We start from the raw sequence: 24534 nt of genomic DNA, 5'->3' as shown, positions 1-24534 counted from the left end.
AGATACAGGCCGGCGAGCCCCTCGCCGGTCTGGTCGCTGACGTCCCCAAATGAACCTGCAAAACAGGGAAGCGTTCACATGACAGCTTCAACAAAGGGCGCAATTGCCCACACCCCGCGCCGCCGCATCGGCGGACGCCTCGCCCCCGTGACGGCAACGCTCGCCGGAGCTCTGCTGACGACGGTCCAGTTCGCGACGCCGGCGCTCGCCAATCCGGCGCGCGATGCGATCGAGGGGTACTTCGCCTGGATGAAGGCCAATGGGGCAACCCAGGCCGAATACAGCGAAATCGTCGAGACCGCGCCGTCCGACGCGACCGTGCGCGATATCAAGTTCGGCTGGGACCTTGCGTTCAACATCGCCGGCAAGGACATCGACATCGACATCCGCTTCTCTCTTCCCGAGGCCCGTCTGCAGGGCGTCGAGACCCGGAAGAACGGAGTCTTCGTCAACCGCCTCGAGCAGCCCGGCGAGATGACCTTCGAGCTGTCCGGCGGCGTGACGGACGACGGCGCGCGCGAAGCCTTCAAGTTCTCCGGCTCGCAGTTCGACGCGGTGACGACCGGCTACTTCCAGCCCTATGTCACCATCGCCCCGGACGACGCCCATCCTGTCAGCCGCTTCTTCCCGGCGGTCCGCACCATGCTCGGAGCGGTCGTGAAGAGCTCGTCCGCGCGTCTGGTCGAGATGAAGTCGGAGCTTCCCAACGGCGCCTTTTCCAGCGAACGCTATGAGCAGGTCTCGCTGAAGGACATGCTCGACGGTCGGATCGGCGAGCAGCGCATAGAGCGGACCCTCTCGGAAAGCCGGCACGTGTCACCGGCCGGCAGCGGCGATGACACAGAGTTCAAGCTCACCCAGGAGACCGGTCCTTATGTGATCACCGGATCCGACATTCGCCCCATTCTGCGCGCCTTCGCCGTGCTTCCGGCCGACGAGAAGGTCGGCGAGACGATCATCGAGGCCATCTCCATCGACGGCATGAAGATCGATGCGCCCTTCGCCAAGATCTCCGTGGACGCCGTGACCGTGGACGACACGCGCCTGCCGAGCGACGTGACGCCGTTCGACCTCGGCACGTTCCTCGATCAGGCCGCGCTCGGCACGCTCCCGCAGGACGAAGCCGGCGTCATGCCGCTGGTCGAGGGCGCGCTCGGCGTGCTGCAGGAGTTTTCCGTGGCAGGCAGCGAGGTGTCCTCGCTCAAGGTCACCTCGGACGAGGTCAATGGCACGGTTGAAAAGATGTCGCTGAAGGAGGCCTCTTATCGCGGCGTCGGTGCCTTCGGCATCGAGGGCGTCGCCGTCACCAGCAAGCAGCATAACGGCAAGTTTGACCTCGACTCGTTCCACATGACCGACCTGAGGCTTGCGCCGCTGGTATCCTATCTCCGCTTCGCCATCGCCACCAAGATGAGCAAGCCCTCGATCACCGAAATCCTGTCCGTGATGCCGATGCTTGGCGGCATCGACATGAAGGGTCTCGCGATCTCGAGCGACGAAATGCCCGGTCCGGTCCGCCTCGACAGCTACACGCTGGCGATGAGCGATTTCATCGACCCGATCCCGACCAGCATCGAGATCAAGACCGAAGGCGCCAGCCTGCCCCTGGAACTGCTGGACGACGAGACCGCCGAGAAGCTGTTCACGAAGCTCGGCATCAAGCAGATCAACTACGACGACCACATTCGCCTGCACTGGGACGAGGACAGCAAGGACCTGATGCTCGAACCGCTGAAGATGAGCGTCGAAGGTGGCGGAGAGGTCGAGCTGACGGCCGCGTTCGGCGGTATCCCCCGGATCGTCTTCGAGAACCCTGAGCAGGCACAGGCGGCCGTGGCGACCGCGACGCTCAAGCAGGCCCGCCTGAGCATCCGCGACGCCAGGCTGATCGCCGCCTATCTGGAACTGCAGTCGGACGACGTCGGGGTCCCGGCCGAGGCGCTCGCTGGCGCTCTCGCCGATCAGGCGACCGCGAGCCTTGGTCCGATTCAGGGTTCGCCCTTCGCGAAGAGCCTGGACGGTGCGCTGCGCAGCTTCCTCGTCTCGCCCGACGAACTGGTGATCGAGATGACACCCAAGTCGCCCGTTCCGGCGGCCATGATCCTCGGTCTGGCGGCAACGACTCCGGCCTCGCTGCCCGAGGTTCTCGGCCTTTCCGCCAAGGCGAACGGCAACTGATCGGGCATCGGCCGGGTCGCCTGACGGCCCGGCCGATGCACTCTCTGCCCGGTTGCGGGTAAACGACAAACGTGAAAAGGCCCCGCCGGAGCGCTCCGGCGGGGCCTTTTCATGTCTGCGTGCGGCGTGGTGCTGCCCTGCCCGGTCGAAAAGGCGGCGGCTCAGCCGGCGTCGCTGAACTGGAGATCGCAGAGGCGCTTGTAAAGTCCGCCTTGCGCGAAGAGCTCGGCATGGGTGCCGCGCTCGGCAACCTGACCGCGGTTCATGACGACGATCTGGGACGCCTCACGCACGGTGGCGAGCCTGTGGGCAATGACAAGCGTGGTACGGCCCCGCATCAGGCGCGCAAGCGCGGCCTGGATCTTGGCCTCGCTTTCGGAATCAAGCGCCGAAGTCGCCTCGTCGAGCAGCAGGATCGGTGCGTCGCGGAGGATGGCGCGGGCAATGGCGATACGCTGGCGCTGCCCACCGGAAAGACGCCCGCCCCCTTCGCCTACACGTGTGTCGTAGCCAAAATCCAGACCGGCGATGAACTCGTCCGCATTGGCCTCGCGCGCGGCCTGACGGATCTCCTCCTCGCTCGCGCTCGGCCGGCCGATGGCAATGTTGTCGCGCACCGAAAGGTCGAACAGGAACGTGTCTTGCGAGACCAGCGCGATCTGCGACCGCAGCTCCGCGATGGACCCGCCGCGAATGTCCTGCCCATCAATGACGATGCGACCGGCATCGGGCTCGTAGAAGCGCTCGAGAAGCGCGAACACCGTCGACTTGCCGGCGCCCGACGGCCCGACCAGCGCCGTGACCTCACCCGCTCGCGCCTCGAAGTCGAGCCCGTCGAGCGCGGGGGCCTCGCCATAGCGGAAGGCGACCTTCTCGAACCGCACGCGCCCCTCGGTGACCGCGAGGGGCGCGGGGGCTTCCGCCTCGCGCTCCGCCGTCTCGCGGTCGAGCACCTCGTACATCAGGCGAACGCCGACCAGATGCGCGGTGAGGTTGACATTGAGCCGGGCAAGCCGGCGGGCCGGATCATAGGCCAGCAGCAGCGCCGTGATGAAGGCGAAGAACGCCCCCGGATCGCTGCCAAGCTCAATGACGGAATAGCCGCCGTAGACGATGACCAGCGCAATGGCGATGCCGCCGAGCGTCTCCATCACCGGCGAGGTGCGGGCCGAAAGCCGGGTGATCTTGTTGGCCTGGCGCTCCACGTCGGAGATCGCCGCGTCCATCTCCCGACGCATGCGCGCCTCGACGGCGAAGGCCTTGACGATACGAATGCCGGATATCGTTTCCTGGGTGATCGACAGGATGTTCGTCATGGAAACGAACTGCGACTTGGCCACCCGCCGCACGCGGCGCACGAGCTTGCCGACAACCAGGATCGCAGGCGGCATGATCAGCAGCGCGATGGCGCTCATCAGCGGGTCCTGCGCCACCATGACGACGACCAGCGAGATCACCGTCAGCACGTCGCGCCCAAGCGCGGTGACCACGAGGTCGAGGGCGCCGCGCGCCGCGTTGGCGTTGTGTGACAGGCGGGTTCCGAGATCGCCGACGCCGGAGCTCTCGAAGAAGGCGACATCCTGGCTGGTGATCGAGCGGAACAGGCGCTTCTGCGCGGAGGCAACGAGCGCATTGCCGATCTGCCCGAGGAGGACAAGCTGGCCATAGGTGGCCAGCCCCTTCAGCGCGAAGACGGCGAAGACGAAGGCCGCGATGGCCCCGACCATCCCCGCGTCGCGCTCCAGGAACACCTGGTTGATGACGTCGCGCATCACCCAGGCGCTGGCCCCGGTACAGGCGGCGACCAGCCCCATGCAGGCAAAGGCGAGCGCATAGCGCCATGCGAACTGGCGCACGTTCTCCAACACCAGACGACGGATCAGGGAGAGCGCGCCATCAGCATCGGAAAACAGCCAGGCTTCGAGACGCTTGCGCATATCGGCCGCCTCCGCGCCCTCCGGGCCTCAGCCCTTCTCCGGCAGGTTCAGTCGGATGTGAAGCTCGCGGAGCTGCTTCGGATAGACGTCGGACGGCGCGCCCATGAGCAGGTCCTGCGCCTGCTGGTTCATCGGGAACAGGCTGACATCGCGCACGTTCTTCGCGCCCACCAGCAGCATGACGATGCGGTCGACGCCGGCGGCCATGCCACCATGCGGCGGCGCGCCATACTGGAAGGCGCGGTAGAGTCCGCCGAAACGCTCCTCGACGTCGGCCTTCGACAGGCCGACCTTCTCGAAGGCCTTGACCATCAGGTCGGGCGACTGGTTACGGATCGAGCCGGACGCGATCTCGTAGCCGTTGCAGACCAGGTCGTACTGGAAGGCGTTGATCGACAGCGGATCCTTGGTCTCCAGCGCCTCGAGCCCGCCCTGCGGCATGGAGAACGGGTTGTGCGCGAACTCGACCTTCTTCTCTTCCTCGTCCCACTCGAAGAACGGGAAGTCGACGATCCAGGCGAGCGCGAAACGGTCGCGGTCGACCAGATCGAGCTCCTCGCCCGCCCGCGTGCGCGCCTTGCCGGCGAAGTCGGAAAACTTCTTCGGATCGCCCGCAACGAAGAAGCAGGCATCGCCCGCGTTCAGGCCGAGCTGGGTGCGGATCGCCTCGGTGCGTTCCGGACCGATGTTCTTGGCAAGCGGACCGGCGCCCTCGACGCTCTCGCCTTCCTCGCGCCAGAAGATGTAGCCCAGGCCCGGCTGGCCCTCGCCCTGCGCCCAGGAGTTCATCCGGTCGCAGAAGGCACGGCTGCCGCCAGTGGGCGCGGGAATGGCCCACACGGCGTTCTTCTCGTCCTCGAGCATGCGCGCGAAGATCTTGAAGCCGGAGCCGGCGAAATGCTCGCTGACGTTCTGCATCTCGATCGGGTTGCGCAGGTCAGGCTTGTCGGAGCCGTATTTCGCGATCGCCTCCGCATGGGGAATGCGCGGGAACGTCTCGCTCACGGGCTTGCCGTTGGCGAACTCCTCGAAGACGCCGCGCATCACCGGCTCCATCGTGGAGAACACGTCGTCCTGCTCGACGAAGCTCATCTCCACGTCGAGCTGGTAGAACTCGCCCGGCAGACGGTCGGCGCGCGGATCCTCGTCGCGGAAGCACGGCGCGATCTGGAAGTAGCGGTCGAAGCCCGACATCATCAGCAGCTGCTTGAACTGCTGCGGCGCCTGTGGCAGCGCATAGAACTTGCCCGGATGCAGCCTGGACGGCACGAGGAAGTCGCGCGCACCTTCCGGCGAGGAGGCCGTCAGGATCGGCGTCTGGAACTCGGTGAAGCCCCCCTCGCCCATGCGGCGACGCATCGAGGCAATGATGCGCGTGCGCGTCATGATGTTCTCGTGCAGCGTCTCGCGGCGCAGATCGAGGAACCGGTAGGTCAGGCGGATATCTTCGGGATAGTCCGGCTCGTTGAAGACCGGCAGCGGCAGCTCGCGCGCCGCGCCGAGAACCTCGATCTCACGGATGAAGATCTCGATCGCGCCTGTCGGCAGCGTCTCGTTGATCGTCTCATCGGTGCGCTTCTTCACGTCGCCGTCGATGCGGACGCACCATTCGGCGCGCACGCTCTCGGCCTGCTTGAACGCCGGCGAATCGGGATCGACCACGCATTGCGTCATGCCGTAATGATCGCGCAGGTCGATGAACAGCAAACCGCCGTGATCGCGCACGCGATGAACCCATCCCGAGAGGCGCGCGGGCTGCCCCACATGGGTTTCGCGCAGTTCTCCGCATGTGTGGCTGCGATAGCGATGCATGTCGTCCTCGATGGCCGGTCAGATACTCAGGAATGCGCGGATTTGCGTCGTCTGAACGGCGAGATGCCGCCAGCCGCCGCATCAGCGGCGCGCCGTGCACAAGCCACGCCGGCGCGACAAAGTCAAGGTCGCGGCACAGTTTGCACCCCCCACCGGCCTGCTCCACCAAGCCCTCCCCGACGGGAATGCCTGCCACGCGGGTTTCGCGGCGCTTTCGTGGCGACAAGCGGGCAAGCATAAGATATATGTCGCGATCACCATGCATATTATCACAAGCACCAAGGACCTCGCCGACGTCTGTCGGCGCCTCGCCACCCATGACTTTGTCGCGGTCGACACTGAGTTCCTCCGCGAAACCACTTTCTGGCCCAAGCTCTGCGTAATCCAGATCGCAAGCATGGATGAAGCCGTGATCGTCGACGCCTTAGCCGACGGTATTGATCTGGAACCCTTCTTCGAGCTCATGCGCGACGAGACGGTGGTGAAGGTGTTCCATGCCGCACGGCAGGACATCGAGATCATCTATCATCTCGGCGGCTTTATCCCGCATCCGGTGTTCGACACTCAGGTCGCGGCGATGGTGTGCGGCTTCGGCGATTCGATCTCCTACGACCAGCTCGTGCACAGGGTCACCGGCGAGCACATCGACAAGTCGTCGCGCTTCACCGACTGGGCCCGCCGGCCGCTCAGCGACAAGCAGCTGGCCTATGCGCTGGCCGATGTGACGCACCTGCGCGACGTCTACCATTTCCTCAAGGCGAACCTCGCCGAACAGGGCCGCTCCCACTGGGTCGGCGACGAAATGGAGATCCTGACGTCGGAAAGCACCTATCGCACCGACCCCGAGAATGCCTGGAAGCGCCTGAAGCTCAGAGTGCGCAAGCCGATCGAGCTTGCCGTGCTGCAGGAGGTCGCCGCCTGGCGCGAGCGCGAGGCGCACCAGCGCGACGTGCCGCGCAACCGCATCATCAAGGACGACGCGATCTATGAGATCGCCGCCCAGCAACCGGCCAACGCCCAGGCACTGGCCGCGCTGCGCACGATCCCACGCGGCTTCGAGCGCTCGCGCACGGCCGAGGATATCCTCGGCGCGGTGAAGCGCGCCCTGGCGATCCCCAAGGAAGAGCTGCCGGAGGTCCCCAAGGGGCGATCGGCGCCGGACGGCTCGGCCGCGGCCGTCGACCTCCTCAAGGTGCTCCTGAAGCTGACCAGCGAGGCCAATGGCGTCGCCGCCAAGGTCATCGCGACGGTGGAGGATCTGGAGAAGATCGCCGCCAGCGACGAGGCGGATGTCGCAGCCCTCACCGGCTGGCGTCGCGAACTCTTCGGCGAGGCGGCTCTCAAGCTGAAACGCGGCGAGATGGCGCTGGCCTTCAACGGCCGGCGTGTCGTCGCCGTCGAACAGGGCGAGCCGGTGGAGGTGATCCAGCCCGCCAAGGACGGCGGCCGCAAGCGCCGCGGCAACAAGCCCAAGGCCGTCGCCACTCAATAGCGCATCACACTCTTCAACGAAAAAAGCAAAGCCCGCCCGGAACATCCTGGCGGGCTTTGCTTTTTACAGATTACGAAAACCCAATTCGAGGCATGGCCACAAAGTTGGCGCCGGAGAAGGAAGGCGTCGGATGAGCCCCGTCGTCAGGGGCGCGGGTCGATGCGGGCCTTGAGGCCAAGAAGCCTGGCGAACTGGTTCGCCCGCTTCGACAGCCTCTCGCCCTGCAGCGCCACGAGTTCTCCGGGCAGGGTCACCACGACCTCGCCCTTGTCGGCGCTCACGTCGATCTGTGGCAGAATGCCTGCGACGGACGCGCTGAGCACCGAGGCTAGCCGCAACGCGCCACCGAGGATGCGGGCGCGGTCCTTGAGACGCGTGTGGGCGAGCTCGCGGATACCGGGTCCGAGGGCGTCTTCCACCAGTCCCTGATGCCGGTAGAAGACGGAGAGTGCCAGATAGGCGCGCCCGGCATGATCGATGCCGACGAAGGCGGCATTGGAAATGATGTTGAGGCTCTGCTCGCCGCGATAGTCGGGATGGGCGCGCCAGCCGATGTCGGAGAGCAGGCAGGCGGCGGCACGCAGGCGACGCTCGTACTCGGTCTCGTCGATGCCAACCGAGGGAAACAGCCGGTCGGTCCAGGCGATCAGTTCCTCGCCGTAGGCGGGCGAGCGCGAGCGAAGGACCGAAAGCTCGCGCGCCGCCTCGACAAGCGGGTCCTGGCGACGCATCTCCTCCGACATGAGATCGTAGAGAAGCCCCTCGCGCAGACCAAGGGCGGAAAGCACCACGCGCGAGGACTTTGTCCGGCGCAGCACCTTTTCCATCACCGCCGCGCCGTAGGGCAGCAGCGCGCGGCGCGCCCGCGACACGACCTCGATCTTGTCGAGACTGTCGGGATCGCGCCGGCTGACAAGCTGGCAGAACTCGATCGCCTCCTCCGCCGGGATGGCGTAATCGTGCATCACATGCAGCGGATAGCCGTTCTGGAAGAGATGCAGCCGACCGAGAGATCGCCAGGTCCCGCCGACGGCGTAGAAGGACTTGCCCGCACCGATGGGAAGCCAATCCACCTCGGCAAGCGCCTGTTCGGCGAGCTTCTGCGCCTTGGCGACCTTGGCCTCGGCTTCTTCCTGCAGGCGAATACCGCCAAGCGGCAATGTCTGGCCGCGTCCGACCGTGTCGTTCTTAAGCTCGACGAGCTCAAGGCTGCCGCCGCCAAGATCGCCGACGATGCCGTCCGGCTTCCAGATGCCGGAGACGATGCCGAGCGCCGCGAGGCGCGCTTCGTCGCGACCCGAAAGCACCCGCACCTTGGCGCGGCAGGTCCGCTCCACCTCATCGATGAAGCCGGCGCCGTTTTCCGAGTCGCGCGTGGCCGCGGTCGCGAGGATATGCAGGTCGACGACGCCGATCTGGTCGCACAACCGGCGAAAGCGCACGAGCGCGTTCAGCGCCAGCGCCGCAGACCCTTCCGAAAGCCGACCGGTCGCGGCAACGCCGCGACCGAGACCAGCCAACACCTTTTCGTTGAAGAGGACCGTCGGCGAACGCGCGTTGCGCTCATAGACGACCAGCCGGATCGAATTCGACCCGATGTCGATGACTGCGATCGGGCCGCTGCCGTTCAGCCGCCCGCGCACCAGTTCATGCGACAGCGCATCAGCCACGCGACACCGGCTCCGAGAACGATTTTGGACTGTTGCTGCGCAGCGACTTGCCCCGCCCGGAAAGAGACGGGTTGGTCATGAAGTACTGGTGGGCGTTGAACGCCTTCTCGCCGCGGCCGGGACGGATCCGTTCGTGTCCGCCATCCGCGAGAAGCCACCAGCTCTGCTGGTTGTCCTTGAGGCTCGCTACCATGATCTGGTCCAGAACCTGTTCGTGCACCGTGGGCGTGCGCAAGGGTGCAAGGGTTTCCACGCGACGGTCGATGTTGCGCGGCATGAGGTCAGCGGACCCGATATAGACGACCGCCTTCGGCGAGGGAAGCCCGTGGCCGTTGCCGAAACAGAAGATGCGGCTGTGCTCGAGGAACCGGCCGACGATGGATTTGGCGCGGATGTTCTGCGAGAGCCCCGGAATTCCGGGCCTGAGGCAGCAGATTCCGCGCACCACCAGTTCGATCTTCACCCCCGCCTGGCTGGCGTCATAAAGCGCGTCGATAATCTGTGGATCGACGAGCGAGTTCATCTTCATCCAGATCTGCGCGGGACGGCCGGCGCGGGCGTGCTCGGCCTCGGCCGCGATCATGTCCATCATGTCGCGACGCAGCGTCACCGGCGAGACCATCATCTGCTTCAGCTCCACCGGCTCGGCATAGCCGGTGATGTAGTTGAAGATCTTGGCCACGTCCTGCCCGATCTCCGCATCGGCGGTAAAATAGGACAGGTCCGTGTAAATCCGCGCCGTGATCGGGTGGTAGTTGCCTGTGCCGATGTGACAGTAGGTGCGCAACTCGCCATGCTCGCGGCGCACCACCATGGACAGTTTGGCGTGGGTCTTCAGTTCCAGGAAACCGAAGACCACCTGCACGCCGGCGCGCTCCAGATCGCGCGCCCAGCGAATGTTCGCCTCCTCGTCGAAGCGCGCCTTGAGCTCGACCAGCGCCGTCACCGACTTGCCGGCCTCCGCCGCCTCCACCAGCGCCTTGACGATGGGCGAGTTGTTGGAGGTGCGATACAGCGTCTGCTTGATGGCGACGACGTCCGGATCCTGGGCCGCCTGGCGCAGGTACTGCACCACGACGTCGAAGGACTCGTAAGGGTGATGGACGACAAGATCCTTCTGCTGGATCGCCGCGAAACAGTCGCCACCATGCTCGCGGATTCGCTCCGGGAATCGCGGCGTGTAAGGCACGAACTTCAGATCGTCGCGGTCGATGGACACGAGCTGCGAGAGATTGTTGAGCGCCAGCAGCCCATCGACGAGGAACACTTCGTCATTGTCGACATGCAGCGCATCGGCGACGAACTCGCGCAGGGACTGCGGCGTCGAATGCTCGATCTCGAGCCGGATCACCGACCCGCGACGGCGGCGTTTCAGCGCGCTTTCGAACAGCCGCACCAGGTCCTCCGCCTCCTCCTCGATCTCCAGGTCGGAGTCGCGAATGACGCGGAACGCGCCGCGGCCGCGGATCTCGTAGCCGGGGAAGAGACGGGAGGTGAACAGGCCAAGCGCGGTCTCGATGGTGATGAACCGCTCGCCCGCCTCGCCGTCGACGCTCGGCAGCCGCACGAAGCGGTCGAGCTGGGAGGGAATGCGCAGCAACGCGGTCATGCCGCGCCCGCCCTTCTGCGGCGCAAGCTCAAGCACCAGGGAGAAGCCGAGATTGGCGATGAAGGGGAACGGGTGCGCCGGATCGATCGCCAGCGGCGTCAGCACCGGGAAAATATGAGCGAGGAAATAGTCTTCCAGCCAGCGCCGGTCGGCCGCCGAAAGATCTGCCTCGTCAATGATGGTGAAGCCGACGGTTGCCAGCAGGCTGCGCATCTCGCGCCAGACGCTTTGCTGTTCGTTCTGCAGCGTCAGCACCGCCGCGGTGACCCGCTCGAGCTGCTCGCCCGGCGTCAGGCCGTCGATGGAGCGCGCACCGAACCCCTCGCGCAGCTGCGCGCGCAGGCCGGCGACACGCACCATGAAGAATTCGTCGAGATTGTTGGCCGAGATCGACAGGAAACGCAGGCGCTCAAGTACCGGATGGGAGGTGTTTTCCGCCTCCTCCAGAACGCGGCGGTTGAACTGCAGCCACGAGATCTCGCGGTTGATGAAACGGCTCGGATGCCCGGCAAGCGCCTCGGCAGCGTCCCCGGTGTTCGGCACCGGCACCGCCTGGGATTTTCCGCTCTGGGCCGCGGTGTCCTTGGTGCTCGTGTCGTTCATTCCTGCCTCCTGCGTCCGGCGCGCCTCGCCGGCTCCACCTGATTTACAACAGCGGCGACCCTATAGGAATGGTTTGACGGATTTGCATCAGTCGCAAGAGAAACACGAACCCGGCTCAGTTCCCTGCACTCATGGTCTCCAGAACCCGTCCGGCGAGCGGGCGCGTGATCCGGCGGCCGGCCGAAAGCGACGCCCTGTCGAGCCGGTCGACGATATCCTGCGCGGCCGCGACCGAGCGTTCCATGCGCACAACCAGAAACTCCACCACCGTCGCGTCGATATCGATCTGCCGGTCGGCGAAGAGCTTCACCAGCACCCGTCGCAACAGGTCGTCGTCCGGCTCCAGAATCTCGACCGGCGTCGCGGCGCGCAGCCGCGAGGCAAGGTCGGGAAGCGTCAGCCCCCAGGATTGAGGCCAGCTTCGCGCGGTGACGAGCAGATATCCGCCAGCATTGCGGACCGCGTTGACCAGATGAAACAGCGCGGTCTCGTCGAAGCCTGCATGGGCATCCTCGACGACGACCGCCCCGGACGCGGCCAGCGCATCGATGTCGGCCGACCCGAGGTCGCGCGCGGCGATCATCGCCGCACCGCTCGCCTCCTGCCAGACATGGGCCAGATGGGTCTTGCCGGAGCCGACCGGCCCAGCCAGCAGCGCGACCGGCGAAGGCCACCGCGGCCAGTCGTCGATCAGTCCGAGCGCCGCCCGGTTCGAGGCCCCGGGCAGGAAATCGTCGCGCCCGAAAGCAGCCTCGTGCGGCAGCACCAGCGGCAGCTGCTCGGCCTGCGCGTCCTTGATCTCACGCATCGTCGTGCTCCATGTGGCCAGCCTCGCTCGCGGGCGGCCCCTCCTGTCCGTCATAGAGCCGGCTCGCCAGATACTGGGACAATGCGAAGCGGGCGAGCACGCCGATGACGGCCGCGGCCGGAACCGCGATCAGCATGCCGACAAAGCCGAAGAGATAGCCGAAGGCGAACAGGGCAAACATCAGCCATACCGGATGCAGGCCGACGTTGGAGCCAACCAGCTTGGGCTGCAGGATATTGCCCTCGAGGAACTGACCGACGGCAAAGACCGCCAAGACGATGGCGATCATCGGCCAGTCCGGCCAGAACTGGACGGCGGCGACGCCGAGCGAAACAAAAAGCCCCATGGTCGCGCCAACATAGGGAATGAAGCTGATAAGCCCGGCACCGATGCCGATCAGCAGGCCGAAGTTGAGCCCGACCGAGACCAGCCCGACGGCATAGAACGTGCCAAGCAGGAAGCAGACGCTGACCTGCCCGCGTACGAAGCCGGCCACCGCCCTGTCCATGTCCCCCGCCAGCCGGCGCACCGTGTCGCGATGCTGGCGCGGCACCCAGCCGTCGACCCGCTCCACCATGCGGTCCCAGTCGAGCAGCAGATAGAAGGCGACGACCGGTGTTACGACGAAGAGCGAAACGACCGACAGCAGCGCCTGCCCGCCGTTCCACAGCGATTTGGCAAAGCTGGCAATCCAGCCGGCGCCCTCGCCGATGAGGCTGCCGACATTGGCCTTCATCTCCTCCCCGCCGGCACCAAAGAAACCGAGAACCCGGTCGCCGAGATTGTTGGTGACCAGCGTCTGGAGCGAGTTGACCAGGCCCGGAAAGGCATCGAGAAAGGCGGAAAGCTGGTTGCCGAGCATGGGCAGCAGCAGCAGCAGCACGACGATGAACGCGATGACGAAGCTCGTCAGAATGAGGATCGTTGCGGCAAGTCGCGGCAGGCCGAAGGTTTCCAGCCGGTCGGCCACCGGGTCGAGCAGATAGGCGAGCGCCATGCCGGCGACGAAGGGCAGCAGGATCGGGCTGAACAGATAAACAAAGAGGGCAAAGGCAAGGAACGACCCCAGCCAGAAATAGATCTGTCTTTGCAAGGTCACGTTCGGCTCTCCCCAGATCGGAGCATACGGGCGGTGTGCGGCCGCGAGAACCGCAGCGTTCCGCGCCTTTTTCCCTTGTGCAGATACGCAGGGCCGCCGCCGGGCGTCAAGGCGGCCAGCTCCGGTCTTGCCCGCTATCCCTCGTCGACGCCCCCCATCCCCCGCCGGGCGCGCTATTGTGCATCGCGGCGCGGTTTCGCTTGCATTCCGCACTTTCTGTGTTTGTATGCGCGCGCCTTGTGAACGGGATTTTCGGAGACACAGAATATGAGCGCCGCAAGCCAGCCGCCAAGCAATGGTCTGAGCTACGTAGACGCCGGGGTCGACATCGACGCCGGCAACGAACTGGTGCGGCGGATCAAGCCCTTCGTCAAGGCAACGGCCCGTTCCGGCGCCGACAGCGAGATCGGCGGCTTCGGCGGCCTGTTCGACCTGAAGGCGGCCGGCTTCTCCGATCCGGTTCTCGTCGCCGCGAATGATGGCGTCGGCACCAAGCTCAAGATCGCCATCGACAGCGGCGCGCACGCGACCGTCGGCATCGATCTCGTGGCCATGTGCGTCAACGACCTGGTCGTTCAGGGTGCGGAACCCCTCTTCTTTCTCGACTACTACGCCTGCGGCGCGCTCGACGTGGACATCGCCGCAGACGTGGTCAGCGGCATTGCCGAGGGATGCCGCATCGCCGGCTGCGCGCTGATCGGCGGCGAGACCGCAGAAATGCCCGGCATGTACCGCAAGGGCGACTACGATCTTGCCGGGTTTGCCGTGGGCGCGGCCGAGCGCGGCACCCTGCTTCCCAGCGCCGATGTCGGGCCGGGCGACGTGCTGCTGGCGCTCGCCTCCTCCGGCGTTCACTCCAACGGGTTCTCGCTGGTGCGCAAGATCGTCGAGGCCTCCGGTCTCGACTGGTCGGCGCCGGCTCCCTTCGCACAGGGCATGACACTCGGCGAGGCGCTGATGACGCCGACACGCATCTACGTGAAGCCGCTTCTTGCCGCCATCGCCGCAACCGGTGGCGGCATCAAGGCGCTTGCCCATATCACCGGCGGTGGCCTGCCGGAGAACCTGCCGCGCGTGCTGCCCGAAGGCCTTGCCGCGCGCATCGACCTTTCGGCCATCGCCGTGCCGCCGGTGTTCGGCTGGCTCGCGAAGACCGGCGGCGTCGTCCAGTCCGAAATGCTGCGCACCTTCAACTGCGGCGCCGGCATGGTGATTGCGGTCGATGCGGCCGCCGCCGATGCGGTGAGCGCCGCGCTCGCCGAGGCCGGCGAAACCGTCACCCGTATCGGCGCGCTCGAGGCCCGCGACGGCGAGGCGGTGATCTTCGACGGGACGCTGGCGCTGTGAGCGTACCCGCCGTGCGCCGGCGCACCGCCATTCTCGTTTCCGGTCGCGGCTCCAACATGACAGCCCTGCTCGAAGCCGCCGCCGATCCGGCCTACCCGGCCGAAATCTCCATCGTCATTGCCAACAAGCCCGGCGCGCCGGCACTGGAAAAGGCAGCAGCCGCGGGCGTCGCGACCGCGACCGTCGACCACCGCGGCCATGGCGGGCGTCAGCGCTTCGAGGAGCTGCTCGACGAAGAGCTGCGCTCCCGCGATGTGGAACTCGTCGTTCTCGCCGGCTTCATGCGCATCCTGACCCCCTGGTTCGTGGAGCGCTGGAACGACCGGCTGATCAACATCCATCCGGCGTTGCTGCCCTCCTTCAAGGGGCTCGACACCCATGCCCGCGCGCTGGCCGAGGGCTGCAAGCTGCATGGCGCGACGGTGCATTTCGTGCGCCCGGAGATGGATGACGGCCCGATCATCGCCCAGGGCGCGATCGCCGTGCGCGACGACGACACGGAAGAGACGCTTGCCGCCCGCGTGCTTGGCGTCGAACACGCGCTCTATCCACGGGCGCTTGCCCTGGTGGCCTCCGGCGAGCTTCGCGTCGAGGGCATGCGCGTGCTGCGAACCTCCGGCACGGCGGCGGATCCCGCGCCGCTTCTCGTTCCCGGCGACTGACCCAGGCACCACGTATCGCCGCATCGCGTGATACGTTCAGCCTTCCGCCACCTCCCGCTCCGCCGTTTCCTCCCGCGCCGTCGCCATCTCCCTGGACCACCAGTCGCGGTAGAGCCAGCTTCGCGCGCGCGGCGGTCGCGCATCGAGAAACTCCAGCTCCAGAATGCGGTCGCTGCGAAAATTGCGGTAGGCCTTGCGCAGCTCGCACCAGGCGGCGAGCACACGGGCGCGGTCGAAGAAGGCGAGCACGATCGGCCAGACCACCCGCCGCTCCGGGGCGCGCCCCGGGACCTGATACAGGATCTCGATCTTTCGTCCGCACCGCAGCGCCTCGCGCAGGCGCGCCAGCTCGATCCGCTCAGGCGGCAGGGAGGCGGCGGAGGGCGCGTAAAGCGGCGCATCGAGAAACCCGTCGCGCAGCGCCTCCGGCAGCACCGCGGCGATCTTGGCGACGGCATCACGCGCTGTCAGTGCAATGGCCGCATCCCCCCGCCCCTGAGCCATGCGCAGTCCGAGCATGACGATCTCGAGCTCCTCCGCCGTGAACATCAACGGCGGCATGTCGTAGCCGTCCTCGAGCACATAGCCGATTCCGGCCTCTCCGCGCAGCGGCACCCCGGTCGACTGGAGCGCGGCAATGTCGCGATAGACCGTGCGCAGCGAAACCTCGAGTTCGCCGGCGATGGCCGCGCCGCTGACCGGCCCGCGCGCGCGGCGGATGACCTGAAGGATCTGAAGAAGTCTGTCGGCGCGGCGCACTATCCCTCTCCCGCATGGCCTTCCATGCTGACAATATGCTGTCAGGAGCGGTGCGCTACAAGCATTCCGTCAACAACCGGAGGCAAACTTCGCCATGCTCGAACTCGTCGATTTTCCCACGTCGCAAGGCATCCGCAGCCTCTCGCCATTCGGCTACAAGGCTGAGGCGCTCGTGGCCATGACCGGGAAGGATTACCGCAAGATCCCGCCGGATCCCGCGCTGATGCCGCATGGCAAGGTGCCGGTCCTGCGCGATGGCGATGAGATCGTTCCCGACAGCTCGCTGATCCAGCGTCATCTGGAAAAGCACCACGGTCTCGCGGTCGACGCCCGCCTGACCGGCCAGGAACGCGCCGTAGCGGAAGCCTTTCGACGGATGAGCGAGGAGCATCTGCGCTGGGTGCTCGTCTATTCGCGCTGGATCGACCCGGCAAGCGAGGAGGTCATGATCTCGGCGGCCTTCGGCGCTCTGCCCGAGGAGGCCGGCCGCAAGACCGTTCTCGATATTCGAGGACAGGTGACAGGCTATCTCCACACCCAGGGACTGGGGCGGCATGCGCGCGAAGATATCTACCGCTTCGGCGCCGACGATCTCGACGCCATCGCGGCCTGGCTCGATGACAAGCCGTTCCTGATGGGCGACAGCCCGACGAGCGTCGACGCCGCCGTGGTCGGCGTGCTCTACGCGATCCTCGCCTGCGCCAGCGACACGCCCCTCTTCGCCTATGCGCGGGCGCTCCAGACGCTGCCGGCCTATGTCGTGCGCTTCGAAAGGGCGGTCTTCGGCGACAAGGCCAAGATCCCCGCCGACCTCATCGGGATGGCGGAAATCGCGGCCTGAGTTCGCCGGCGCCTCAGGCCTTCTCCACCTTGATGGCGGTGTCGTGGAACGCGGCGCCCCCGAAGGGGGCGATGGCGTCCGCCCCCGTCAGCGTGTTGATGCCGCGCCCGTCCGGATAGGCATCGTTCGGCCAGATGCCCTCGGCGATGACGACGCCGGGCTTCAGTCCCTCGACATGTCTGGCGTGCAGCGTAACGGCGCCACGCCGGTTGGCGATGCGCACGAGGTCGCCGTCGCCGATGGCAAGGCGCGCGGCATCCGCCGGCGAGATCATCAGTTCCGGCCTCCCCTCCTTGTCGCGCGAACCGGCCGTCTCGTTGAAGGTCGAGTTCAGGAAGGAGCGCGCCGGCGCCGTCACCAGACGGAAGGGATGCGTCTCGTCGGCCGCCTCCGTCACCTCCCAGTAGTCGGGCAGCGCCGGGATCTCGGCATGGGGGCCCATCAACCCGTCGTTGGGGGCGGGAACCGCCGGCCACTCGGGGCGGAAACGGAACTTGCCGTCGGGCCAGGCGAAACCGTCGAGATAATGCGCCTTGCGGAAGTTCGGCTGGCAATCGATCCAGCGGTCGCGCTCCAACTGCTCCAGGGAGCCGAAGTTCGAGGCCTTCAACATCCAGTCGATGTGTTCGCGCGCGTCCATTGCGAAGCCGGGATGCTCCGCGGCTCCCACGCGTCGTGCGATTTCGTTGAGAACGTAAAGGTTCTCGCGCGTTTCGCCTGGCCCTTCGGTAAGCTTGGGACCCAGCACGATATACTGATGCCCGCCACCCTTGTAGACGTCGTCATGCTCCAGGAACTGGGTCGCGGGGAGCACGATGTCGGCCATCCGCGCGGTCTCGGTCATGAACTGTTCGTGCACGCAGACGAAGAGATCCCCGCGCGCGAAGCCCTGCTTCACCAGCTCCTGTTCGGGAGCGACCGAAACCGGATTGGTGTTCTGGATCAGCATCGCCGTGACCGGCGGTCCGTGGCGCAAGGCATCAGCATCGGCGGTGAGAACGCGGCCGATCTTGCTCTGGTCGAGAAGCCGCGTCGTCGGATCGATCAGGCTCGTTCCCTCGATCATCGACTTGTCGAGCGTGTAGATCGCGCCGTTGTTGTGGAAGGCGCCACCGCCCTCGTGCTGCCAGGCGCCGGTCACAGCCGCGATGCAGGAGGCGGCGTGCATCGAGATCGTGCCGTTGCGCGAACGCGTGAAACCATAGCCGAGCCGAAAGAAGGTCTTCGGCGTACGCCCGACCATTGCCGCGAAGGTCTCGATTTCCTCGACCGAAAGGCCGGTGATGGCCGCCGCCCATTGCGGTGGGCGGTTCGCCACATGGGCTTCCAGATCGTCCGGGCAGTCGGTGAACGCCGCCAGATAGGCGCGATCGGCATGGCCGTCGCGGAACAGAACATGCATGACGGCGCAGGCAAGCGCGGCGTCAGTGCCCGGCTTCAGCACCAGTCCCAGGTCCGCCTGCTTCACGGTTTGCGTCGGATAGACGTCGATGGCGACGATCTTCGCCCCGCGCGTCTTGCGCGCGGTGATGGCGTGGGTCATCACGTTGACCTGCGTGGAGACAGCGTTGGTGCCCCAGATGACGACAAGATCCGACAGCGCGATCTCACGTGGGTCGGGGCCGGCGAGTTTTCCCGTTCCCGCGATGTACCCGGTCCAGGCCGGATTGGTGCAGATCGTGTCGAACTGGCGCGAATAGCCCTTGGCGTGGCGCAGCCGGTGGATGCTGTCGCGCTGCACCAGTCCCATCGTCCCGGCATAGTGATACGGCCAGACCGTCTCCGCCCCATGCGCGGCCTCGGCCTTGAGAAAGGCCTCGGCAACAATATCGAGCGCATCCTCCCAGGAAACCGGCTCGAAGCGCCCCTCCCCCTTCGCGCCAACCCGGCGCAGCGGACGCGTCAACCGGTCCGGATGATAGAGGCGATCAGCGTAGCGGGCCACCTTGGCGCAGATGACGCCAGCCGTATAGGCGTTCTCTCGCGCCCCCCGCAGCCGGCCGATCCGTCCGTCGGGCCCGACCTCCACATCGAGCGCGCAGGTCGAGGGGCAGTCATGCGGGCAGACGGAAGCCTTGAGAACGGGTGCGTTCATGCGTCACTCTATGGTCGGAACGGGCGGTAGGACCGGAACGGACAGTACACGCCTCAGGCAAAGCCGGAGGCACCGGGCGGGCGGCAAAGGTTGACCGGAGCCTGCCGCCTGTCAAGCGCCGCACAAACGAAGAAGCCGGCCACAAGGGCCGGCTTCAGCAGTGTCTTGCGAAGGATCGGCGTCAATCAGCCGACGATCTCGGTCGCGGAAAACCAGTAGGAGATCTCCTCGGCGGCCGTCTCCGGAGCGTCGGAGCCGTGCACGGAGTTCTCGCCGATGGAGAGCGCGTGGCTCTTGCGGATGGTGCCCTCGGCAGCATCCGCCGGGTTCGTGGCGCCCATGACTTCGCGGTTACGGGCAATCGCGTTCTCGCCCTCGAGAACCTGGACCACGGTCGGGCCGGAGGTCATGGTGTCAACGAGCTCGCCGAAGAACGGACGCTCCTTGTGGACCGCGTAGAAGCCCTCGGCCTCGCGGCGCGACATCCACACGCGCTTGGAAGCGACGACGCGCAGGCCGGCCTCCTCGAGCATCGCCGTGATGGCGCCGGTAAGGTTGCGCTTGGTGGCATCCGGCTTGATCATCGAAAAGGTGCGTTCGATCGCCATTGTTGTTCAATCCCGTTGTTGTCGATGCGCGGTTATCGTCAATGCGCGTTCGCAGCGCACGCGCGCAAATCGGCGGCCGGACCTCGCGATCCTCAGCCGCCGGCTTCGTGAAACTTCTCCGGCCCTCGCCGGCGCGCCTAGCGTATAGCGGGGCTCACGTTCCCCCGCAAGATCGCAACCGGCCATTTCCCGCCGATTTCTGCCGAACCGCACACGTCCGGCCACTGCGAAACGAAGCCGGCTAGGCAGCCTTCACAGCGCGCGCGTGCCCGTCGTAGAGATCGAGGCAGCGCTCGAACCACTGTCCGATCGGGCTTTCCGGATCGATCAGGCTGAACGGGCTCGCCACCCGCGCCCACTGCAAGGTGCCGAAAAGCAGGTAATCGGTGTACATCGGCGCCGCGCCGCCGATGAAGGGCTGGCTCTTGAGCATGAGATGCATCGGCAGCAAAGCGGTGGCCAGGTCTGCAAGCCGGTCCTCGCGCCCTTCCTGCGCGGCCTCGAGCGTCTTGCCCAGGCGCGGCTCGCGCGATGCCCGGAAGTAGGCCTGGTCCTCCGGCGCGAGGATGTCATGGATATCCTTGACGATCATCTGCACGATCCGGCTCGAGATAGCGGCGTTCGCCCAGCTCTCGATGAGCTTCGCCGCCGCGCGCCCGCCGTCGCCGCCGAACAGCGATGGCCGATCCGGATAGGCATCCTCGAGATGGCAGGCAATGGCCCAGCTGTCGCAGATCGTCCTGTCGCCGTCGACGAGGATGGGGACGGTCTTGCCCGCCTCCGGTGCGATCCGCGCAATGCTGGTGAAGGGCGTCGGGCGGCGCTCAAACTCCAGCCCCTTGTGAAGCAGCGCCATGCGCGCACGCCAGGCAAAAGGACTGAAGCAGCGCTCGGCTTCGGCCCCGCAGAGTTCATAAAGGATACGGCTCACGTCAGGCTCCCGATTGTAGGTCTCGGCTTTGGTGGGACAGCCTATCTGCGCGAACATCATACGCCAAGGCGCGACCGCTCGGTCTCCGCCACGGCACACGAAGAGTTCAATGCTGACAACCTGAGATTTTAATTGCGGAAATAAGTATAATCACAGATTGCGATCATTCTAAATTGCCTCAACGGCAAGTGGCAATTTCAAGGCAATTACCGCCCGAATTTACATTCATTTCAGAGGTTCACGCGCTGATGGAGGCATCGCTTGGTTCCAGAGGTCGCTTTCCGCCATGTCCATCAAACAGAAAATGCTCGTGCTGGTTGCCGGCGCGCTTGCAGCCCTGCTGCTTGTCGTCGGTGTCCAGACCTACACATTCTACACCTCCATGATGGAGGCGCGCCGCGACCTGGTCAGAACCCAGGTCGAAACCGCGCTCAGCCTCATCAAGAAGGTCGCAGCCGACGCCGAGGCCGGCAAGATTTCTGTTGCCGATGCTCAGGAGAGCCTGCGCAACTCCCTGCGGCAGATGCGCTACAACGGCAGCGACTACTTCATCGTGATCGATTCAAACTCGGCTCGGCAGGGGGCGGTCATCGTCCATCCGAGCCCGCAGGTCGAGGGCAAGAACCTGTGGACCTCGAAGGACGCCAACGGCATCGAGTTCGTCGTCGGCCAGGTCGAGGCGGCACGGCGCGGCGGCGGTTACACCGAGTTCGAGTTCCCCCGCCTGGGCGAGAGCGAGCCGGCACCCAAGGTGAGCTACACCGCCAGATACGCTCCCTGGGACTGGGCGATCTCCTCCGCGCTCTACGTCGATGACGTCGACAGCGCCTTCTACTCGCAGATGATCTCCACCGCGCTCTGGGTTGTTCCCCTGATCCTGCTGATCGCGGGTGCAGCGCTCTATCTGGCCAACAGCATCTCGCGTCCCATCGCCGCGATCACCGACGCCATGCGCCACCTCGCCGAGGGCGACCTCTCCGTCGCCGTGCCCGGCGCCGGCCGCAAGGACGAGATCGGCCAGATGGCCGACGCCACAGAGATCTTCCGCGATGGTATGCTGCGTGCTCAGGACCTCTCCGCATCCCAGGTCCAGGAGCAGCGCATCCGAGAGGACCGCGCCCGTCGCATCGAGGAGATGACACGCCGCTTCGACGAGAGCGCAACATCCCTCCTCGCTGCCGTCACCTCCTCCGCCGACACCATGGAGCACAACGCCCGCTCCATGGCCGATATCGCCGAAGGCACCAACGCAAGCTCCGCCACCGTCGCCACCGCGGCGCAGCAGGCGGCCGCAAACGTTCAGACCGTCGCCTCCGCGACCGAGGAACTCTCCTCCTCCATCTCCGAGATCAGCTCCCAGGTCTCCAAGTCCTCCCAGATCGCCTCCCAGGCCGTCGGCGAGGCACAAAGGACCGACAGCCAGATCCAGGGTCTGGCCGATGCAGCGGAGAAGATCGGGCAGGTCGTCAGCATGATCGCCGCCATCGCCGAGCAGACCAACCTGCTGGCGCTGAACGCGACCATCGAGGCGGCACGCGCCGGCGACGCGGGACGCGGCTTCGCCGTCGTCGCCGCCGAGGTCAAGGAGCTCGCCTCCCAGACCTCCAAGGCGACCGAGGAGATCACCTCCCAGATCTCCGCCATCCAGAACGAGACGCAGGTCGCCGTCAGCGCCGTTCAGTCCATCGGCAAGACCGTCGAGGAGATGAACGCCATCGCCGCAGCCATCGCCGCAGCCGTCGAGCAGCAGGGCGCGGCAACCGGCGAGATCGCACGCAACGTCGAGGAAGCCTCGCGCGGCACGCAGGAAGTCACCGAGAACATCCTCGGCGTCTCCCACGCAGCCGGTGAGACCAAGACCGCAGCCGGCGACGTGACAACCGCAGCCGCAGCCGTCAACCGCGATGCGACCGCCCTCAAGCGGGAGGTGGAGAGCTTCCTCACCGGCGTCCGCGCCGCCTGAAGCTTCCCCCTTCCTTGCAAGAACAAAACGCCGCCGAAGCAAAACGCTCCGGCGGCGTTTTTCGTTGGTGGAACCAAAACTCCACCCGCTCTCATGCGTGGGGCATCAACGGCAGCCGCCCGTGCATTTCCGTGAGCGGCAGCGGCGCCACGACGGAAATCGAAAATTTTACTTCTCCTGACGCGATTCCTCTCGAAATCCATAGCCTTTTTTACGGATACTTCAAATATTTGGCCTCAAATCCAGCTACCGTGGATCGAGAGGCAACAGCCGGTCATGACTATCAAACAAAAAATGCTTGTCCTTGTTGCAGGAGCGCTGGCCGCCCTGCTTCTCGTGGTCGGCATCCAGACCTACTCCGTTTTCAACACGCTGATGAAGGACCGTCGCGCTCTGATACAGAGCCAGGTCGAGTCCGCCTACAGCATCGTCGAGTCACTCGCCAAGGAAGTCGATGCCGGCAAGATGACGACCGACGAAGCCAAGGAGCGCGCGCGACTGACGATTCGCTCGATCCGCTTCAATGGCGGCGACTACGTCTTCGCCCATGACTACGACCAGTCGAACTACGCCAATACGATCGTTCACCCGAACGACAAGGTCGAGGGTGAAAACAGCTACAAGAAGGATCCGGTGAAGAGCGCCTACATCAAGACGTTCATCGACAACGCCATCAAGGGCGGTGGTTTCACCGACTACGATTATCCGCGCCTCGGCGAGACCGACCCCTCCCCGAAAATCGGCTACTCGAAGGCATTCACGCCGTGGAAATGGTCGATCACCTCCGCGCTCTACATCGATGACATCTACGACGAGTTCCGCTCTTCGGCGATCAAGACCGTCCTCTGGGTTGTTCCGCTGATCCTGCTGATCGCGGGTGCAGCGCTCTATCTGGCCAACAGCATCTCGCGTCCCATCGCCGCGATCACCGACGCCATGCGCCACCTCGCCGAGGGCGACCTCTCCGTCGCCGTGCCCGGCGCCGGCCGCAAGGACGAGATCGGCCAGATGGCCGACGCCACAGAGATCTTCCGCGATGGCATGCTGCGTGCTCAGGACCTCTCCGCATCCCAGGTCCAGGAGCAGCGCATCCGAGAGGACCGCGCCCGTCGCATCGAGGAGATGACACGCCGCTTTGACGAGAGCGCAACATCCCTCCTCGCTGCCGTCACCTCCTCCGCCGACACCATGGAGCACAACGCCCGCTCCATGGCCGATATCGCCGAAGGCACCAACGCAAGCTCCGCCACCGTCGCCACCGCGGCGCAGCAGGCGGCCGCAAACGTTCAGACCGTCGCCTCCGCGACCGAGGAACTCTCCTCCTCCATCTCCGAGATCAGCTCCCAGGTCTCCAAGTCCTCCCAGATCGCCTCTCAGGCCGTCGGCGAGGCACAAAGGACCGACAGCCAGATCCAGGGGCTGGCCGATGCAGCGGAGAAGATCGGGCAGGTTGTCAGCATGATCGCCGCCATCGCCGAGCAGACCAACCTGCTGGCGCTGAACGCGACCATCGAGGCGGCTCGCGCCGGCGACGCGGGACGCGGCTTCGCCGTCGTCGCCGCCGAGGTCAAGGAGCTCGCCTCCCAGACCTCCAAGGCGACAGAGGAGATCACCTCCCAGATCTCCGCCATCCAGAACGAGACGCAGGTCGCCGTCAGCGCCGTTCAGTCCATCGGCAAGACCGTCGAGGAAATGAACGCCATCGCCGCAGCCATCGCCGCAGCCGTCGAGCAGCAGGGCGCGGCAACCGGCGAGATCGCACGCAACGTCGAGGAAGCCTCGCGCGGCACGCAGGAAGTCACCGAGAACATCCTCGGCGTCTCCCATGCAGCCGGTGAGACCAAGACCGCAGCCGGCGACGTGACAACCGCAGCCGCAGCCGTCAACCGCGATGCGACCGCCCTCAAGCGGGAGGTGGAGAGCTTCCTCACCGGCGTCCGCGCCGCCTGAAGCTTCCCCCTTCCTTGCAAGAACAAAACGCCGCCGGGGCAAAACGCTCCGGCGGCGTTTTCGTTGGCGACCGTGCCCGCGGCGGCCTTTGCATGTCCTACCCCGGCTTTGCCACAATCAGGCAATTGCCCCTCGCGCGCCGCCACCTGGCGCGCTATCACTGACATCCC

The 24534-nt window shown here is 65.8% G+C and carries 17 protein-coding genes; 7 read left to right on the top strand and 10 right to left on the bottom strand.

Going from position 1 to position 24534, the window contains the following annotated elements; all coding sequences use genetic code 11:
- Positions 1-78 precede the first annotated feature (78 nt).
- A complete protein-coding gene (locus ACSLUQ_RS05620; RefSeq protein ID WP_461807927.1) occupies positions 79-2178 on the top strand; it encodes a hypothetical protein in 2100 nt (699 codons plus the stop codon).
- A 161-nt stretch (positions 2179-2339) separates the two neighbouring features.
- On the opposite strand, the gene ACSLUQ_RS05615 is transcribed toward ACSLUQ_RS05620, so the two are convergent.
- Positions 2340-4115, bottom strand: a complete 1776-nt coding sequence (locus tag ACSLUQ_RS05615) for an ABC transporter ATP-binding protein (protein WP_461807926.1) — start codon at positions 4113-4115, stop codon at positions 2340-2342.
- 27 nt (positions 4116-4142) lie between these two features.
- Complete coding sequence (aspS, locus tag ACSLUQ_RS05610) at positions 4143-5927, bottom strand: aspartate--tRNA ligase (protein WP_461807925.1); 1785 nt, start codon at positions 5925-5927, stop codon at positions 4143-4145.
- A gap of 259 nt (positions 5928-6186) precedes the next feature.
- On the opposite strand from aspS, the gene rnd reads away from it, so the two are divergent.
- The gene (gene rnd / locus ACSLUQ_RS05605) at positions 6187-7419 is read left to right on the top strand and encodes a ribonuclease D (protein WP_417774387.1); all 1233 of its coding nucleotides are present in this window, start codon (positions 6187-6189) and stop codon (positions 7417-7419) included.
- A gap of 143 nt (positions 7420-7562) precedes the next feature.
- On the opposite strand, the gene ACSLUQ_RS05600 is transcribed toward rnd, so the two are convergent.
- The 4 genes from ACSLUQ_RS05600 to ACSLUQ_RS05585 form a co-directional block, all read right to left on the bottom strand.
- Positions 7563-9089 carry a Ppx/GppA phosphatase family protein gene (locus ACSLUQ_RS05600; RefSeq protein ID WP_417774386.1) on the bottom strand — a complete coding sequence of 509 codons (1527 nt, stop codon included), beginning with the start codon at positions 9087-9089 and terminating at the stop codon, positions 7563-7565.
- The gene (locus ACSLUQ_RS05595; RefSeq protein ID WP_417774385.1) at positions 9082-11301 is read right to left on the bottom strand and encodes an RNA degradosome polyphosphate kinase; all 2220 of its coding nucleotides are present in this window, start codon (positions 11299-11301) and stop codon (positions 9082-9084) included. Before ACSLUQ_RS05595 ends, ACSLUQ_RS05600 begins: the two co-directional genes overlap by 8 nt.
- 115 nt (positions 11302-11416) lie before the next feature.
- Positions 11417-12109, bottom strand: coding sequence for an HdaA/DnaA family protein (locus ACSLUQ_RS05590; RefSeq protein WP_461807924.1), 693 nt, complete (start codon positions 12107-12109; stop codon positions 11417-11419).
- Positions 12102-13208 (bottom strand): AI-2E family transporter, encoded by a 1107-nt coding sequence (locus ACSLUQ_RS05585; RefSeq protein WP_461807923.1) that lies wholly within the window; start codon positions 13206-13208, stop codon positions 12102-12104. The genes ACSLUQ_RS05590 and ACSLUQ_RS05585 overlap by 8 nt, the downstream gene beginning before the upstream one ends.
- A 267-nt stretch (positions 13209-13475) precedes the next feature.
- On the opposite strand from ACSLUQ_RS05585, the gene purM reads away from it, so the two are divergent.
- The gene (purM, locus tag ACSLUQ_RS05580; protein ID WP_461807922.1) at positions 13476-14555 is read left to right on the top strand and encodes a phosphoribosylformylglycinamidine cyclo-ligase; all 1080 of its coding nucleotides are present in this window, start codon (positions 13476-13478) and stop codon (positions 14553-14555) included.
- Positions 14552-15217, top strand: coding sequence for a phosphoribosylglycinamide formyltransferase (gene purN, locus ACSLUQ_RS05575; RefSeq protein ID WP_461807921.1), 666 nt, complete (start codon positions 14552-14554; stop codon positions 15215-15217). Before purM ends, purN begins: the two co-directional genes overlap by 4 nt.
- A gap of 36 nt (positions 15218-15253) precedes the next feature.
- Here purN and ACSLUQ_RS05570 read toward each other — a convergent pair whose 3' ends face one another.
- The gene (locus ACSLUQ_RS05570; protein WP_461807920.1) at positions 15254-15976 is read right to left on the bottom strand and encodes a helix-turn-helix transcriptional regulator; all 723 of its coding nucleotides are present in this window, start codon (positions 15974-15976) and stop codon (positions 15254-15256) included.
- A 94-nt stretch (positions 15977-16070) separates the two neighbouring features.
- Here ACSLUQ_RS05570 and ACSLUQ_RS05565 point away from each other — a divergent pair, with 94 nt between their 5' ends.
- A complete protein-coding gene (locus ACSLUQ_RS05565; RefSeq protein ID WP_461807919.1) occupies positions 16071-16817 on the top strand; it encodes a glutathione S-transferase family protein in 747 nt (248 codons plus the stop codon).
- A 13-nt stretch (positions 16818-16830) separates the two neighbouring features.
- Here ACSLUQ_RS05565 and ACSLUQ_RS05560 read toward each other — a convergent pair whose 3' ends face one another.
- The 3 genes from ACSLUQ_RS05560 to ACSLUQ_RS05550 all read right to left on the bottom strand — a co-directional run bounded on the left by ACSLUQ_RS05560 (position 16831) and on the right by ACSLUQ_RS05550 (position 20451).
- Positions 16831-18912, bottom strand: coding sequence for a molybdopterin-containing oxidoreductase family protein (locus ACSLUQ_RS05560; RefSeq protein ID WP_461807918.1), 2082 nt, complete (start codon positions 18910-18912; stop codon positions 16831-16833).
- A 185-nt stretch (positions 18913-19097) separates the two neighbouring features.
- Entirely contained in the window at positions 19098-19520 is a 423-nt protein-coding gene (gene ndk / locus ACSLUQ_RS05555; protein WP_417774377.1) for a nucleoside-diphosphate kinase, read from the bottom strand.
- Positions 19521-19761: 241 nt separating this feature from the next.
- A complete protein-coding gene (locus tag ACSLUQ_RS05550) occupies positions 19762-20451 on the bottom strand; it encodes a glutathione S-transferase family protein (protein WP_461807917.1) in 690 nt (229 codons plus the stop codon).
- Positions 20452-20737: 286 nt separating this feature from the next.
- Here ACSLUQ_RS05550 and ACSLUQ_RS05545 point away from each other — a divergent pair, with 286 nt between their 5' ends.
- Entirely contained in the window at positions 20738-22414 is a 1677-nt protein-coding gene (locus ACSLUQ_RS05545; protein ID WP_461807916.1) for a methyl-accepting chemotaxis protein, read from the top strand.
- A gap of 276 nt (positions 22415-22690) precedes the next feature.
- Positions 22691-24364 carry a methyl-accepting chemotaxis protein gene (locus ACSLUQ_RS05540; RefSeq protein ID WP_461807915.1) on the top strand — a complete coding sequence of 558 codons (1674 nt, stop codon included), beginning with the start codon at positions 22691-22693 and terminating at the stop codon, positions 24362-24364.
- The last annotated feature ends 170 nt before the right edge of the window (positions 24365-24534 follow it).

This window comes from Stappia sp. ICDLI1TA098, from assembly GCF_054880955.1.
The sequence above is the reverse complement of the archived record's forward strand: the minus strand, read 5'-3'. Positions and strand labels throughout refer to the sequence as shown.